This window comes from Acinetobacter sp. Tol 5 (genome assembly GCF_019702905.1).
Taxonomy (GTDB): Bacteria; Pseudomonadota; Gammaproteobacteria; order Pseudomonadales; family Moraxellaceae; genus Acinetobacter; species Acinetobacter bereziniae.
The window spans coordinates 3807591-3824136 of the sequence record NZ_AP024708.1; the positions used below are offsets into that span (position 1 = coordinate 3807591).

General features: G+C 38.3%; 12 protein-coding genes. 5 read left to right on the forward strand and 7 right to left on the reverse strand.

The features are described from left to right. Positions 1-53: 53 nt before the first annotated feature. The 3 genes from TOL5_RS17655 to TOL5_RS17665 are packed head-to-tail and all read right to left on the reverse strand — an operon-like array spanning position 54 to position 2620. Positions 54-812, reverse strand: coding sequence for a glycosyltransferase family 25 protein (locus tag TOL5_RS17655; protein WP_042089520.1), 759 nt, complete (start codon positions 810-812; stop codon positions 54-56). Continuing rightward, the gene (locus tag TOL5_RS17660) at positions 802-1809 is read right to left on the reverse strand and encodes a capsular polysaccharide biosynthesis protein (RefSeq protein WP_121775415.1); all 1008 of its coding nucleotides are present in this window, start codon (positions 1807-1809) and stop codon (positions 802-804) included. The genes TOL5_RS17655 and TOL5_RS17660 overlap by 11 nt, the downstream gene beginning before the upstream one ends. A gap of 40 nt (positions 1810-1849) precedes the next feature. Then, positions 1850-2620 (reverse strand): glycosyltransferase, encoded by a 771-nt coding sequence (locus TOL5_RS17665; protein ID WP_121775414.1) that lies wholly within the window; start codon positions 2618-2620, stop codon positions 1850-1852. Positions 2621-2855: 235 nt separating this feature from the next. Between TOL5_RS17665 and TOL5_RS17670 the strand changes: the two genes are divergently transcribed. Continuing rightward, positions 2856-4025: a nucleotide sugar dehydrogenase gene (locus TOL5_RS17670; protein ID WP_151781274.1), complete on the forward strand. Its 1170-nt coding sequence runs from the start codon at positions 2856-2858 to the stop codon at positions 4023-4025. Next, entirely contained in the window at positions 4022-5044 is a 1023-nt protein-coding gene (locus TOL5_RS17675; protein ID WP_042089524.1) for an NAD-dependent epimerase, read from the forward strand. The genes TOL5_RS17670 and TOL5_RS17675 overlap by 4 nt, the downstream gene beginning before the upstream one ends. Before the next feature lie 91 nt (positions 5045-5135). On the opposite strand, the gene TOL5_RS17680 is transcribed toward TOL5_RS17675, so the two are convergent. The 4 genes from TOL5_RS17680 to TOL5_RS17695 form a co-directional block, all read right to left on the reverse strand. Beyond that, positions 5136-6062 (reverse strand): branched-chain amino acid transaminase, encoded by a 927-nt coding sequence (locus TOL5_RS17680; RefSeq protein ID WP_004827770.1) that lies wholly within the window; start codon positions 6060-6062, stop codon positions 5136-5138. Positions 6063-6088: 26 nt separating this feature from the next. Continuing rightward, complete coding sequence (gene glnE, locus TOL5_RS17685; RefSeq protein WP_151781275.1) at positions 6089-8839, reverse strand: bifunctional [glutamate--ammonia ligase]-adenylyl-L-tyrosine phosphorylase/[glutamate--ammonia-ligase] adenylyltransferase; 2751 nt, start codon at positions 8837-8839, stop codon at positions 6089-6091. Positions 8840-8992: 153 nt separating this feature from the next. Beyond that, positions 8993-10270 (reverse strand): sensor histidine kinase, encoded by a 1278-nt coding sequence (locus TOL5_RS17690; RefSeq protein ID WP_221260552.1) that lies wholly within the window; start codon positions 10268-10270, stop codon positions 8993-8995. A gap of 534 nt (positions 10271-10804) precedes the next feature. Continuing rightward, positions 10805-12076, reverse strand: a complete 1272-nt coding sequence (locus tag TOL5_RS17695) for a Glu/Leu/Phe/Val family dehydrogenase (protein WP_221260554.1) — start codon at positions 12074-12076, stop codon at positions 10805-10807. 253 nt (positions 12077-12329) lie between these two features. On the opposite strand from TOL5_RS17695, the gene TOL5_RS17700 reads away from it, so the two are divergent. The 3 genes from TOL5_RS17700 to TOL5_RS17710 are packed head-to-tail and all read left to right on the forward strand — an operon-like array spanning position 12330 to position 16541. Further along, positions 12330-13607, forward strand: a complete 1278-nt coding sequence (locus tag TOL5_RS17700) for an aspartate aminotransferase family protein (protein ID WP_151781276.1) — start codon at positions 12330-12332, stop codon at positions 13605-13607. Positions 13608-13621: 14 nt separating this feature from the next. Next, a complete protein-coding gene (locus tag TOL5_RS17705; protein WP_005030950.1) occupies positions 13622-15001 on the forward strand; it encodes a VOC family protein in 1380 nt (459 codons plus the stop codon). A gap of 46 nt (positions 15002-15047) precedes the next feature. Next, the gene (locus TOL5_RS17710) at positions 15048-16541 is read left to right on the forward strand and encodes an aldehyde dehydrogenase family protein (RefSeq protein WP_199995609.1); all 1494 of its coding nucleotides are present in this window, start codon (positions 15048-15050) and stop codon (positions 16539-16541) included. The last annotated feature ends 5 nt before the right edge of the window (positions 16542-16546 follow it).

Genomic DNA, 16546 nt, shown 5'->3' on the forward strand with positions numbered 1-16546 from the left:
CTAAACAGTATTCAAAATATTAAATACCCCCAGAACTTAAAATATTAATTCATTCAAAAATAAAGATGTTTAAAAGCATACATACGATCACGCCACATCCGCTTTTGTTTTTTTAAGCCATAAGAGCTGTCACGATTTTCCTTCTCTTTCCGAGAAATCCCCTGTGTTGCCACAGTACCCAAAATATCACTATCTAAACCAGCTGGCTTCACCAAGGCTGGCCAAACACCTAAGCCTTTGCCATTTTTACTCAGCCATGTTTGGAAAAAAATATCTACTGGCATGGTCATCGTTTTACCAGAAGCGACGAATGCTTCAGCACCTTTTCTTGACCATATTAAACCTAATCCGCGAATCGGGAAATAATAAGCATGCCATAGTGAAAAATCATCTATTTTTACGATATCTTTTGCAAACTTTTTCTTCTTGGCAGCCAAATTTATCAGATACCAATCTAGATCCTGATGCTGATCTAAATATGACAAAATTTGCTCTACAGACGTTTTAAAGTCAGTGGTGATTTTCATATCATCTTCTAAAACCACCAAATAATCTGCATCAGTTTGTAAAAACTTTTCGGCACAACCATAATGGCTGAGATAACAACCTAATTCAGAATTCAGCAGTCGACGCCCTAAAGTTTGTTGTGTTGCAACATCATCATAATTTTCAAATGAAGCTAAATCCTGCCCTCGACCATCATAGGCAGAAAATCGTTGAAACGACCAATCAACTGCTTGTAACTGTTCCGTTGCTCGTTGAAGTCGCTCATCACTGCCATCAAGATTAATAAGATATGTTTCAACTTTCATGAAAAACTTCCAATGACAAAACGTCGTTTGAGATGACAGACTGAGGTAGATAATCACTAAACTTAGCAATCATTGCATTTTTGACTTGGACTGCATCTTGTGGAGTCAACTGATCCAAACTTTGAATACAGCCATATTTAATCTGATCTTGATTTAGAGCTTGTATAAACACATTTAAACTTTCAGCATTTTTTAAATAGGCTAAAGCTAAATCTGGCTTTAACAATGCCTCACCTTTTTGAATTTTTAAATGATTCATCAACGAAATTGGATTCAATTGCTCAACACTACGAAATTTATATTTAATTTGTGTTTCTAATAAGGTTGGGTGATTCAATAAATATTCGCTTAAAATTTTACGATCTACACAATGCGGATAATGATGGATTTCAAAAAATTCTTTAAACCCTAAGATATCAGCACCCAACATCTGCGCAATGACATGTCCAGGTTGAATGGGTTTGTTAAAATTTCGATTTAAAAATTGACGATATTTCAGTTTAGTCTTGTAACTAAAACAACTTTTCCAATGCCCATAGGTCACGATTTTGTCTTGTTCAAGAAAATCTTCAACCTGAGCCGATGCATTAAAAAAGAAATCATCATTTAAATAGATAAAATAGTCTGACAAGCCTTGAATATTCCACAACATACTTTCTATAGAGCGGGTATTAAAAGTCGGTAGAAATTGTTCAAAGCCTGCAAAAATTTCTCGATGATCAACCACTCGGATTTTATTTGTATCGCAAAGACCTTGTGCGACAAATTCATTTAAAAACTCAGGTTGCTGACCATCCGTAACAATCAAAATATGACGGCAAAAAGGAACATATTTCAATATAGATGCAATGTTGTAATAGATTTCATCATTACTGGCAAAACGGGTTTCACTGACAGCATCACTGGCATCATTGCCTGTCAGGTACAAATGACGTTTACGTTTTAACTCAACATCATTGCCATCGACCCAAGCAATCACGATATCAAGGTTTTGCATCTATCTTGTTCTCAAATTTTATCAAATAATATGAATGACATTATTGCCAAGCGTCTTTAATCCAGTCTGAAGGCAATACATAACGATACCATTTACCACCGCCACCCGTGACTGCATCAGGTGGATTAATTTCACCATGAAAAATAATGATTTTGGCATCTTGTGGTTTTACTGGTGGCTTAAAATAGGCCAATGGTAGCTTTTGTAAACAATGATATTTATAACTCTTACACCAATCTTTTGGCCAATAGCTGAGCTTTTTCTGCTGATCGACATACCACGACAAATATTCTTGCTCATTTCTAAACTTATGACTAATTTCTTTAAAGTTTTCTCGAAAGTAAGGCAAAATGTCTGGAAAAGAACCCAATTTAAAACGGTACACAGAACTATTTCCTGTGACTCGCCAAGGGCGTTTCCAATCATGAATAATTAAGAACTCACCCGGATAAGTAAAGAAATCATCAATATTATCAACAATCACCACATCAAGATCTAAGAACAGTAAATTCCCTTTTAAACCATATAAGTCAGGTTCAAAAGTCGATAATTTGTTCCAGCCACGTTCTGGGCTTCCTTCAGGCAATGCTAATGGTGGAATTGGAAAACATTGAATGTCTGGGTTGATACCTTCTGTACGGTCAGTCAAACAGACCATTTTAAAACCAATGGTGGTATGTCTTTTGACCATGTTATACAGTCGATTGACATAGTCTGCACCATACTTGGTTCCCCATTTCATACACAAAACAATATTTTGTTCTGATTCAACTAAATTATTTGACTGTAAATTTGATTCATTAACCTGCATGCATCAATCTTCCACCTGAGCAATCTCTATATCATACCATTACCATAGCCAAGTTACTGTATTCGATTGCATATGCTGAACAATTTGTTTCATCAGAATATGCTATGATGCTCAAGCCATTTATACGTATGATGTTTATTTCATTATTCCAGTTTTTTGAGGATGGGATGCTTTAAACAATTCGTTAAAATGCCGAACACAACTTTTGCAAGCACATTTTCTATATTAGGTTTTTATGAAAATAGCAGTCGCTGGAACAGGTTACGTTGGCTTATCCAATTCAATGATATTTGCACAACATCATGAAGTTGTTGCTGTTGATATTTTAGAATCTAAAGTTAACATGCTCAACAATAAAATATCGCCTATCCAAGATGCTGATATTTCATTATTTTTAAAAGAAAAAACACTGAATTTCACAGCGACCACAGATTATGAAACAGCTTATCAAGATGCTGATTTTGTGATCATCGCAACCCCAACAGATTACGACACCAAAACCAATTATTTTAATACGCAAAGTGTTGAAAGTGTGGTTCAGCAAGTCTTAACAGTTAATCCGCATGCTGTAATGGTGATCAAATCCACTGTCCCGGTTGGCTTTACCAAAAATTTAAAAGAAAAATTTAATACTGAGAATGTTATTTTCTCACCTGAATTTTTACGTGAAGGCAAAGCCCTACATGACAATTTATACCCATCCCGTATTATTGTGGGTGAAAAGTCTGAGCGTGCGCAACAGTTTGCTGATTTGCTGATCGAAGGCGCAATTAAAAAAGATAGTCCAGTTTTATTTACTGACTCTACTGAGGCAGAAGCCATCAAACTATTCGCCAACACTTACTTGGCGATGCGTGTTGCTTACTTCAATGAACTTGATACTTATGCACAAATTTTTGGTTTAGATACTCAACAAATTATTGAAGGTGTTTGTCTGGACCAACGCATCGGGAATCATTATAACAACCCATCTTTTGGTTATGGCGGATATTGTCTCCCTAAGGATACCAAGCAACTATTAGCCAACTACCATCATGTGCCGAGTAACTTGATTCAAGCCATTGTTGATTCAAATAGCACACGTAAAGACTTTATTGCTGACTCGATTATTGCACGCAACCCGAATACGGTCGGAATTTATCGTTTAGTCATGAAAAGTGGTTCAGACAACTTTAGAGCTTCAGCAATTCAAGGCGTGATGAAACGTATCAAGGCAAAAGGAATTGAAGTGATTGTCTATGAACCAACTTTACAAGATGATGATTTCTTTAAATCAAAAGTGGTCAATGATTTAGCGCAATTTAAACAGCAAAGTGATGTAATTATTGCCAATCGTATTTCAAGCGATCTCAGTGATGTACTCGACAAAGTTTATACACGAGATATTTTCGGAGCAGATGAATGAAAGTTCTCGTTACAGGGGCAGCAGGATTTATTGGTTTCAATGTTGCAAAAAAACTATTAGAACGTGGTGATGATGTTGTTGGGTTTGACAATGTCAATGATTACTATGATCCTGCATTGAAAGAAGCCAGATTAGACGTTTTAAAAAATACAGCAGAACACGTTCAAGGTTCTTTCATTTTTATTCGTGCCAACCTTGCAGATAAAACTATTGTTGACCAATGCTTCCAAGATCATTCATTTGATCGAGTGATTCATTTAGCAGCTCAGGCAGGTGTACGCTACTCTCTAGAAAACCCGTCTAGTTATGTAGAGAGTAATCTTATTGGCTTCACCAATATTCTTGAAGCATGTCGCTATGCCAAAACGCCACATCTGACTTATGCCAGCACCAGTAGTGTTTATGGTGCCAATACCACCATGCCATTTAGTGAAAAACATGGTGTCAATCACCCTGTTCAGTTCTATGCGGCAACCAAACGTGCCAATGAACTCATGGCGCACAGTTATAGCCATTTATTTAATTTACCCACGACAGGACTGCGCTTCTTCACAGTATACGGTCCTTGGGGACGTCCAGACATGGCGCTATTTAAATTCACTAAAAATATTATTGAAGGTCGCTCTATTCCTGTCTTCAATCATGGCAATCACACCCGCGACTTTACTTTTATCTCAGATATTGTCGAAGGTATTATTCGTTCAAGCGATCAAATTGCACAGCCTAATCCAAATTGGGACAGCAAAAATCCAGATCCATCGACCAGCTATGCACCATTCCGTATTTTTAATATCGGCAATAATAATCCAGTCAAATTGATCGAATATATTCATGCGATTGAAAAGGCTGTCGGTCAAGACGCTATTTTAGAATTATTACCCTTACAGCCAGGTGATGTTCCAGATACCTTTGCTGATAGTAGTGCCTTGGAAAATATGGTGGGTTATAAACCATCAGTTTCTGTAGATGAAGGTGTAAAACAGTTTGTTGATTGGTACCGAGAATTTTATAAAGTCTAATCTCATACTATTTATTTTAGACCGATCTTAATACATTGATTTAAAAATAAAAAAAGGATTCCAAATGGAATCCTTTTTAACATTGAATGGCTTATTTTACATAAGTCAGCCAATGTGCATATTTTGGATCTTTACCTTGAACAGCATCAAAGAATGCTTTTTGAATCTTCTCAGTAATCGGACCACGTGCACCTGAACCAATTTGACGGTCGTCATATTCACGGATTGGCGTCACTTCAGCAGCAGTCCCGGTAAAGAATGCTTCATCACCAATATAGAATTCATCACGGGTAATACGGCGTTCAACGACATCAATACCAAGATCTTTAGCAATGGTAATAATCGTTTGACGGGTAATACCATCCAACGCACCGCCTGCAATATCTGGTGTATGTAAAACACCATCTTTCACCAAGAATACGTTTTCACCAGAACCCTGACATACATAACCTTGTGGATCCATCAACATCGCTTCGTCATAACCAGAATGTGCAACTTCTTGGTGAGCAAGAATTGACAAAGTATAGTTACCTGATGCTTTTGCTTTACACATCGTCACGTTTGGATGATGGTGGGTAAATGATGAGGTTTTAACACGAATACCCTTCGCCATTGCCTCATCACCAAGATATGCACCCCAGCTCCACGCAGCTACTGTTGCATGAATAGTATTATCTGTTGCAGCGATACCTAATTTTTCCGAACCAATGAAAATAATTGGGCGTAAATAGCATGATGCCAATTTATTTTCACGAACCACATCAATCTGAGCTTGCTCAAGCGTTGCTTGATCAAATGGAACTTTCATTTGATAAATTTTTGCAGAATTTAACAAACGTTTTGTGTGATCTTGGAGACGGAAAATCGCGGTACCATTTGGTGTTTCATAAGCACGGACACCCTCAAACACACCCATACTATAATGTAAAGTATGTGTTAAGACGTGAATTTTAGCCTCACGCCATTCAACCATTTGTCCATCTTGCCAAATAAAACCATCACGATCAGCCAAATTCATGGCGCACACTCCAAATTTTTACACAATTATTCACTTTCCAAAGCGAAAGTCGCTGTTGGATCAATTAATCTTTGCCATAACTTGCAAACGACCTCTCGGGTATCGTGCCAATCCGCAGCACTTACTTGCATATTATGATTTGCAAGTGCTAAACGGTGGCTCTCGGCGCGTTCACTGAGATAAGCTTGAATCAATGCGGATACATCGTCGCTGGATAAGCAACCTGCCTTTGCGGCATCTTCAAGGATTCGTACGTTGTCGGAATAATGGGCGAGATCAGGATTCGTCCCACTCCAGGCTAATACGACATACTGTGCCATAAATTCGATGTCAACGATACCACCTGCATCCTGTTTTAAGTGAAAAATTCCATCTTTTTTCTGATCTTTTGATGAGCCCAGATGATCTTTCATTTTTTGGCGCATATTGAGGACCTCTTGACGAACTGTTTCCTCTTGTCTTGGTAAGGTAAGAATCTTACAGCGCAATTCCTCAAACTTGGCTCTCAATGTTGGCTCACCAGCAATCGAACGTGCTCGAACAATGGCTTGATGCTCCCATAACCATGCACTTTTCAGTTGATACTGTTCAAATGCCTTTAAGCTGGTTACCAAAAGTCCTGCTTCACCTGAAGGACGCAAACGCGTATCCACTTCATAAACACGACCATCTAAGGTCTGCGTTGTCATCAATGACATAAACTTCTGAGCAACACGCATCGCAAATTCAAAGCCACTAATGGCTTTTTGACCATCTGTATCTGCTTGTTCATCCATATAATGAATAAACACCAAATCCAAGTCAGAACCATAACCGAGTTCAATTCCCCCAACCTTACCATAGCCAATTACACAATATGCCATATGATCCAAAGAACAACGCTGACCTTCTGTATCTATTGGATATCCATGACGTTTCGCCACTGTTTGATAAGCTAGGTTCAATGTTGCAATAACTGAAACTTCCGCAATATCCGTTAAAGCATCAGACACTTTCATCAACGGACTTTCAGCCAATACATCACTTGCAGCCACTGTCAGTACATTGGACTTTTTAAACAGGCGCAGTACTCGCATTTGATCTTCGACTTGATCAATTTCAATACGTAGCAACTGTTGACGTAAAGAATCCTCTAAATAATGTCTTGATGGAAGCTCAAAATCCATCGAAAGGAACTCATCCAAAAGCACTGGATAATGCGTTAATTCCTCACAAATCCATGGGCTTACTGTCGCCATTTTAACCAACCGCTGCAATGCACCTTTACTTTCGATCAGCATGACCAAATACACCGTACGGCGCATGACAGACTCGACCAATGGCATTAAACGCATCAACGCAACTTGCGGGCTATTCGACTGTAAAATTGCTTCAACCAAATGTGGCCAAAACTCTTTTAGACGTTGAACGGCTTTTGCAGGTAATTTTTTGATGGCATGACCATACCAAAACTCATGAATTAAGTTTTTAGCATCATCATCTAAAATTTCATTGAGCTGGCTCTCAAGCTGACTATAGCTTTCAATAGGTGACTCAAGCCCTTTTTCTTTAATCAGATGCTCAAATTGGAAAGTCACTTTTTCTCGTTTTTGATTTAAAAAATCAATAAAATTATCCCAATCAGTAAAGCCCAATGTATCAATCAGCCGTTGACGTAACTCAGGCTCAGTCGGCAAAGATTGAGTTTGTTGATCATTCAGTGCTTGAATCGCATGTTCAACGCGACGTAAAAATAAATAGGCATCTTCAAGGTCAACAACAGATTGTGAATCGAGTAATCCAACCTCACCTAAATGCTGAAGACTGACGAGACATTGTCGATCTTGCAGCTCTAATTTAGCGCCACCATAAATCAATTGAAAAACTTGGACAATAAATTCAACTTCACGAATCCCACCTGCACCCAACTTGATGTCATCGGCAATATTGCGACGTGCCACTTCGCGCTCAATCATGGCTTTCATTTCACGCATGGCTTCAAATGCGGTGTAATCAACATATTTACGAAATACAAATGGGCGCGTCATATCCAATAGACTATCACCCTCATGTCCCCCCGTAATAATACGTGCCTTAATCCATGCATAGCGTTCCCATTCGCGTCCATGCTGACTGAGATATTTTTCTAATGCCACATGACTAATCGCGAGGGCTGAACCATCCCCCCAAGGACGTAAACGCATATCTACACGAAAAACAAAACCATCCGCAGTAATATGATCCAGCAAATAAATCAGCTTCTGTCCCCACAAAATACAGAACTGCTGTACATCAATACATTTGCGTCCATTGGTTTCACCTTGTTCATCAAAAGCAAAAATCAGGTCGATATCACTTGATAAATTAAGCTCTTGTGCGCCAAGCTTCCCCATACCAATCACGATCAGATCTTGAATTTTACCGTTATACCCGACTGGCTCACCATGTTTGGCAATGAGTGGAACCCGCGCAAAATCTTTGGCTGCAACGATACAAATATCTGCAAAATCCGAAAGTTCACGGGTCAATGTCACTACATCGGTGAGTTGATTGGCATCCTGCCAAATCCAACGGAACATCAAACGTGCACGAAGTATCCTTAACACGCGCATCCATGTAATTTCATCTTGAATAGCTGCTAAATTATCATCAACAAGTTGTTGAATTTGCGGGGTACTGAGCGGCACTTGAAATTGATCAATTGCATAATCATGTTCTAATACACTTTGATGTAGACTTAATACTTGTTCTGCATACTGACTGGCATGTAAGGTTTTTTGCAATTGCTCAGCATTCATTAGAAAAGCCTGTACTGATGTTTTATATGATTATTTATAGCAGTTTGCTTGACTGTTAGGGAATCTTTTATCGTTGTATAAAAAAGCACAGATTAAAAAAACATCAAAAAACACACATCAATCACTTTAAAATTTCATCACATACGTTGAAGATTAGAAAATTTTTACTTTATCTGATTTTAGGTCTGTATCCAGCAAAGACTGATGGGCATTTTTTGCCGCAGGAAGGGCAACGACAAAGGTTGTCCCCTCACCTTTTTGAGAGCTAACTGATATTTGCCCATGATTTAAGTCAACAAATCTCTTGCACAATACCAATCCTAAGCCTGTACCTTGTTCACCAATCGTACCTTTTATACTGGCTTTAAGTTGCGGTTCAAAAACCTGTTCAATCTGTGCCTGAGTCATACCCAAACCAGTATCATGAATAATGATTTCAATACGATTTCCCACAGGTTGAGCGGAAATCGTCACTTTGCCTAAACCATCAGTTTGAGTAAATTTTAAAGCATTGGACACTAAGTTTTGAATAATGGAGGTTACCATATTCATATCTGCAAAAACCGTTAGATCATCAGCAACATTTTCAATCAATTGAATATTTTTATTGACTGCTAAGGGTTGCAGTACATCATAAACAATTTTGGTGGTCTGTTTGAGCTTAAAATTAATCGGGTGATAGACAAAACGACCTCCTTCTGACATCGCCCAATTGAGTAAATTTTCAAGTAAAGCATATGTGGACTGCAAAGTATCATGCAAATATTGTGCAATACTATGAATATTCTCTTCATCCAAGGTTTCTCGTTCATTGGCTAAAACATCTGAAAAACCAATCAATCCATGAAATGGTGCACGTAAATCATGGGCAATCACCTGAAAAAACTTTGTTTTACTGAAATTTAGAGCACGTTCTTGTTCATAAAGCTCATAATAGTCTTGAGACTCCAACTTGCGCTGCAATATCGTCACAAGGTCATCACTCAACTCTTCTAATAATAGTTTTTGTTTAGCCGAGAAATTCTCGGACTGATGATCATAAAAATAGACATGCGCGATGGACTCGCTGTCTTGAAGTCTAAAGTCATAAGCGATAAGTCGTGTATGGCTAAGACCGATCTCCGTGATATAATCTGAACATTCTGGATAACTTGGGTGTGTACCCTCAACAATTAACGTATTTTGAAAATCTGGTAAAAGATTAGGCTTTGGAGAAAGATAAGCGGCAACAAAGTCACATTCACTATTGGCAACCCATGCATAAGGTTCATTGTGAAAGCTAAAAAAGGCATTTTCGACATTCAAAATAGCACGGACAATTTTCAGATAGCGTTCAATTTTATTGTCTGGTGTATAAGCCCCTAAAATGAGCGACAATCGACATGCACTGAGTTGCTCAGTTTGATGAGAGTCTAAGAATTCTAGTTTCATGTTTACCTCATTTTCACTTTCAGTTCACACGTTATTGATTAAACTCACCCATTTCTAATATTAATTTCTTTTAAATAGATAAAAACTTAATTCGAAAAATAAAAAAATAGCATCAAAGACGTCGCTGTACATTTACAAATGTTCACATAAAACACTATAGCAGTAATACTTTTAATTAAAATAGAAAAGTTAAAAATTTCAAAAAAAATCATATTTTTGTAATCAAACAACGTCTATCAAATCACAATAGTATTTAATTCTGTGAACTGAAAAACTACCCAAGCCATTTGTATTCGCTTGGGTTCTGTTGAATAGAGAATGATTCTATAGATGGGCAAGGAGAGCGTGTAAACCGATATGCCATCACTGAAAGTAGATTTTTGAATGACATGATTTTATATAAACATCGTGTCAATAAAAGCAGCAAAACAATTATTTTTTATTTAAATATTTATAGTTAATTACCGCTCCAAAACACATGTATTACTGCTAATAGCCATCCAGTAAAACATATTTCTTGAGTCATTTATTTCTTTATCCAGGAAAAACACCACGCTCTTTACGCGCTTTTAAAATACGTTCGCACGCCAAGATATAAGCCGCTGTACGTAAGGTACATGTATTGTTATTTGCCGTATTCCAAACATCCTCAATTGCTTGAACCATGAGTTTGTCTAAACGCTCATTAATTTCTTCTTCGCTCCAAAAATAACTTGCCATATCTTGCACCCATTCAAAGTAACTTACAGTCACCCCACCCGCATTACAGACTACATCAGGAACGACAACAATACCTCGTTCAACCAATATATCTTCTGCCTTTGGATAAGTTGGACCATTTGCCCCCTCTAAAATCAGTTGAGCTTGAATATTCTGAGCACGATCAATGGTGATTTGCCCCTCTAAAGCCGCAGGAATCATGATATCAACTTCTGCTGACCAAAATTCTTCATCAGTAATGAGCTGTGCACCAGTAAAACCACCGACACCTTCATTCACAGTGACATAATCACGTAATGCCTCAAGATCAATACCGTTTTTATTGAAAATAGTCCCTGTGTGGTCTTGAATGTGAGTAACTTTTGCATTTGATTCCACAAATAAAAAACCAGCTTCACTCCCTACATTACCAAAACCTTGAATAGCAACTTTAGCTCCTTTAAGGGAGAGCTTAATTTTCTTCGCAACTTCGCGACCTGTAACAAATACTCCACGACCAGTTGCCTTTACACGACCTAATGAACCACCCAAGTGGATAGGTTTACCAGTGACCACACCAGTAACCGTATATCCCTGACCTGATGAATAGGTGTCCATAATCCACCCCATTACGTGTTGATTTGTTCCAACATCTGGTGCAGGAATATCCTTTTGAGGACCGATAATATGACTGATTTCACTGGTATAGCGACGAGTTAAACGCTCTAATTCTCGAGCCGATAATTTACGTGGATCGACACGGACACCCCCTTTTGCACCTCCAAATGGTAGGTTCAATACCGCTGTTTTGATCGTCATCCATGCTGAAAGCGCCATAACCTCATTCAGATTGACATCTTGGTGATAGCGGATACCACCTTTACCAGGACCACGTGATAAATTGTGTTGTACACGATAACCTTCAAAATGTTGAATTGAACCATCATCCATGACAATCGGTACATCTACGATAAGAACTCTTTTGGGTCTTTTTAATATCTCAATATGTTGTTTTAGATGCTCTAAATAGGGAGATACGCGTTCAATTTGTTCAAGAAAAGTTAACCAAGCTGCATCATTTGCTTGGATATAAGAGAGTTTTGTCATATTGAATATCCAACTGATCTTTGTTCTGCTCTATCACGTTATTAATAATGTCTAAGTAAATACACAAATTTCTCAAAGATATTTACTTAACTTTTAATCAATTAAACTAGGTTAATTTTTTTGTTTTTGAAAGCAATTTTCGGAAAAAGTGATACGAAAAAAAGGAATAGTGTGAGTATTTTAATTCGTTTGTAGGACGATATTTCGAAGGTTTAAATAACAACATCAAATAAATTCTATCGAGAAAAATGAAGTGGATAATTATCAAAGAATTTCAAGTGCTTTAGGACTTATTCACCCCATTACACTTGAGACAGGTCTGAATGCAGAAGTCTGGGATCGAAATGGTAAAAGGTATATTGATTTTATTGGTGGGATAGGTGTCCTAAATTTTGGGCATTGTCATCCAAAAATTGTCAAAGCGATCCAGCACCAAGCCCAAAAACTTACTCATTATGCTTTTAATGCTGCACATCATCAGCCTTATGTACAGTTTATGGAACAACTCACTGATTTTATTCCAGTTGAATATCCAATTGTAGGAATGCTCACCAATAGCGGTGCCGAAGCAACCGAAAATGCATTAAAAGTAGCTCGTACAGTTACGGGAAGATCCGGTGTCATCGCTTTCGATGGTGGCTTCCATGGTCGCACCTTAGCTGCTGTGAATTTAAACGGCAAAGTAGCACCTTATAAAGGTGGGCTCGGTGCTTTACCCGGTCCTGTTTATCATATTCCATATCCGAGCAAAGACAACGATATAACTTCCGAGGAAGCAAAAAAAGCTTTGGCTCGATTGTTCCAAGTCGAAGTGGATATAAAAAATATCTCGGCAATTATATTTGAACCAGTCTTAGGCGAAGGTGGCTTTCACGTCATGAATGCCGATTTTGCACATTTTTTACAAGAATTCTGTCAAAAAAATGGCATTTTAATCATTCTGGATGAAATTCAATCTGGTTTTGGTCGTACAGGTGAAGCTTTTGCTTTTAAAAAGTTAGGGATTGAACCTGATTTACTGTTACTCGGAAAAAGTATTGCAGGTGGCATACCTTTAGGCGCTTTAATTGGTCGAGCAGAATACATGAATCATCCACATAAAGGGGCTTTAGGTGGAACATATTCAGGTAATCCGATTGCTTGTGCAGCAGGTTTAGCCACACTCGACATCATGCGATCTCAAATTTACCAAGAAAATATTCAACATTATATTGAGACAATTGAAGCTTATTATTCAAAGTGGAAACAACAGAATTTAACACCTTGGTTGAGGCGTTTAACCGGTATTGGCGCGATGCGTGGTATTGAACTTTATCACCCCCAATATGGTGCAGGTACACATGTATTAGCAAACATTCTGACTCAGGCTAGAAATAAAGGTCTATTACTCATGTCAAGCGGACAAGAGAAAAATATTATTCGTCTATTAACCCCATTGACGATAGAACCTAAAGTATTAAAAGAAGGTCTGGATATATTGGAACAAATTTTGGCAGAAACTGCTCATCAAGAAATGATGACAAGTGTTTAAAAAGGAAGATAGTCATGACTAATTGGATCAATGTGGATGAGATCCGAGCGAAATTCTCAAAGTTAATGTCAGAGATGTATCAAAACGAAGTTCCATTATATGGTGATTTAATAGAATTAGTGGATGACGTAAACCAATCTGTTTTAGAACAGCAAACTGTTTTAAAAGCGCAATTACAACAAACTGGTGAATTAACTCGTTTATCACAAGAACGCCACGGCGCAATTCGATTGGGAACAGCAGAAGAACTTCATAATATGCGTCGCATTTTTGCGGTGATGGGAATGTACCCTGTAGGTTATTATGACTTAGTACCTGCTGGTGTTCCTGTACATGCAACTGCATTTCGGGCAATCCAAACAGATGCTTTAAATCATAGCCCATTCCGAGTATTTACTTCTTTATTACGTCTGGAGTTAGTGGATCATTCTGAATTACGCCAACTCGCAAAAGAAACGCTGGCAAAACGTCAAATTTTTACTGAAAAAGCGCTGGCTTTGACAGCAAAACATGAACTGCAAGGTGGATTGAGTGTAGATGATGCAGATCTGTTTATTATTGAAGTTTTAGAGACATTCCGTTGGCATACTCATGCACCAGTCACTGCTGATTTATATCAAGCATTACATGACCAACATCGTTTAATTGCTGATGTTGTTGCATTTAAAGGACCACATATCAATCATTTAACACCGAGAACACTTGATATTGACCAAGTTCAAAATGGAATGATGGGGCGTGGGATTACACCTAAAGCGATAATCGAAGGACCACCTCGTCGACGTTGTCCAATTTTATTGCGTCAAACCAGCTTTAAAGCTTTACAGGAACAAGTGATCTTTACAGATCAACAAGGAAGTCATACTGCTCGTTTTGGTGAAATTGAACAACGAGGCGTTGCGCTTACACCAAAAGGTCGTCAACTTTATGATGAATTGCTTGTCAAAGCACAACAGCAATTAGGCGGTATCGCGACTGAAGAAAATGCAGCGCAATATATGCAGATTTTAGAGGAAACATTCAAAGCGTTTCCAGATTGTTACACCACATTGGCCGTAGAGGATTTAGCTTACTTTTATTATTACGCACAACCATTTAGCACTCATCAGGTATGGACAGAAACGGATTTGCCTGAATTGATTCATACAGGTCGAGTTCGAATTGAACCGATTGTCTATGAAGATTTTTTACCTGTCTCTGCAGCAGGAATTTTTCAGTCCAATTTGGGCGGAAATGAACAAACAGATTACAGCTCAACTTCAAATCAAGACGTTTTTGAGCAGTGTTTAGGCACAAAAGTATTTGATGAAATCCAACTTTATGCCCAGGCTCAACAGCAATCAATAGAGGCTTGTTTAGCAACTTTAAATCAATCAATTGTGTCAAAGGTATAACAAGGCTTTGATGAGTTATTCATTTTAATGATGGAAAGGAAATAACATGATTCAGGAATTATTAAATAAATTAGGTGTTGCTGCTGAAGCGTATCAAACAGGTTCATTAACCGTAAAAACTCCAATTGACGGAAGTGTCATTGGACAGGTTGTTGTAAATGATCTTAAACAAGCTGATACCTGTATTCAACAGGCACTCATTGCTTTTAAAGAATGGCGAAAAGTCCCTGCTCCGCGACGTGGCGAACTAGTGCGTATTTTTGGGCAAATTTTACGCGAATATAAAAATGAACTTGGCGCTTTGGTCTCGTGGGAAGCAGGTAAAATTGCTCAGGAAGGTCTAGGCGAAGTTCAAGAGATGATTGATATTTGCGACTTTGCAGTCGGTTTATCACGCCAATTGTACGGTTTAACAATTGCTTCAGAACGACCAGGACATCACATGCGCGAAACTTGGCATCCATTAGGTGTTGTCGGCATAATTTCCGCATTTAATTTTCCTGTTGCCGTTTGGTCTTGGAATACAGCATTGGCTTTAATCTGTGGTAATGCTGTAATTTGGAAACCCTCAGAAAAAACGCCACTTACTGCATTAGCTTGTCAGGCATTGTTTGAAAAAGCGGTTAAACAATTTGGTCGTGATGCACCTGCACAGCTATCCCAATTACTCATTGGTGATGCTTCAATTGGTGAAAAACTAGTGACTGACGAGCGTGTTGCATTGATTAGTGCAACGGGTAGTACACGTATGGGTAAAATTGTTGGTCCGAAAGTCGCAGAACGCTTTGGCAAATGTATTCTCGAATTGGGAGGGAATAACGCCATGATTCTTGCGCCAACAGCTGATTTGGATTTAGCCATCCGCGGTATTTTATTCTCAGCAGTAGGTACGGCAGGTCAACGTTGTACTACACTACGTCGTTTAATTGTTCATAAATCGATTCAAGCTGAGGTTGTTGAAAAATTAAAGAAAGCGTATGCCACAGTTTCAATTGGACACCCTTTAGAAGGTAATCTTGTTGGACCATTAATTGACGAACATATTTTTAATCAAATGCAGACAATGCTTGTTCGAGCGCAACAAGCAGGTGCAAAAGTAACAGGTGGTGAACGAGTATTATCAGATCAATTTCCTCATGCTTACTATGTCAAACCAGCATTGGTTGAAGTGACTTCACAAGATGATGTCGTTAAAACAGAAACTTTTGCACCGATTTTATATGTGATTGGCTATGAGGATTTTGACGAAGCCCTCGATCTCCAAAATGATGTTCCTCAAGGATTATCTTCATGTATTTTCTCCAACGATATTCGTGAAGCTGAAAAATTCCTCAGTGCTGTTGGGAGTGATTGTGGTATTGCGAATGTCAATATTGGTACGAGTGGTGCAGAAATTGGTGGTGCATTTGGTGGTGAGAAAGAGACAGGCGGTGGGCGTGAATCTGGTTCAGATGCTTGGAAAGGCTATATGCGCAGACAAACAAATACCATCAACTATTCTCGAGAATTACCTTTAGCTCAAGGGATTAACTTTGGTTAATTATT

Bases quoted from the DNA above. Each gene is read 5' to 3' on its own strand.
- TOL5_RS17655 (WP_042089520.1), bottom strand. From the start codon at position 812: ATGAAAGTTGAAACATATCTTATTAATCTTGATGGCAGTGATGAGCGA.
- TOL5_RS17660 (WP_121775415.1), bottom strand. From the start codon at position 1,809: ATGCAAAACCTTGATATCGTGATTGCTTGGGTCGATGGCAATGATGTT.
- TOL5_RS17665 (WP_121775414.1), bottom strand. From the start codon at position 2,620: ATGCAGGTTAATGAATCAAATTTACAGTCAAATAATTTAGTTGAATCA.
- TOL5_RS17670 (WP_151781274.1), top strand. From the start codon at position 2,856: ATGAAAATAGCAGTCGCTGGAACAGGTTACGTTGGCTTATCCAATTCA.
- TOL5_RS17675 (WP_042089524.1), top strand. From the start codon at position 4,022: ATGAAAGTTCTCGTTACAGGGGCAGCAGGATTTATTGGTTTCAATGTT.
- TOL5_RS17680 (WP_004827770.1), bottom strand. From the start codon at position 6,062: ATGAATTTGGCTGATCGTGATGGTTTTATTTGGCAAGATGGACAAATG.
- glnE (WP_151781275.1), bottom strand. From the start codon at position 8,839: ATGAATGCTGAGCAATTGCAAAAAACCTTACATGCCAGTCAGTATGCA.
- TOL5_RS17690 (WP_221260552.1), bottom strand. From the start codon at position 10,270: ATGAAACTAGAATTCTTAGACTCTCATCAAACTGAGCAACTCAGTGCA.
- TOL5_RS17695 (WP_221260554.1), bottom strand. From the start codon at position 12,076: ATGACAAAACTCTCTTATATCCAAGCAAATGATGCAGCTTGGTTAACT.
- TOL5_RS17705 (WP_005030950.1), top strand. From the start codon at position 13,622: ATGACTAATTGGATCAATGTGGATGAGATCCGAGCGAAATTCTCAAAG.
- TOL5_RS17710 (WP_199995609.1), top strand. From the start codon at position 15,048: ATGATTCAGGAATTATTAAATAAATTAGGTGTTGCTGCTGAAGCGTAT.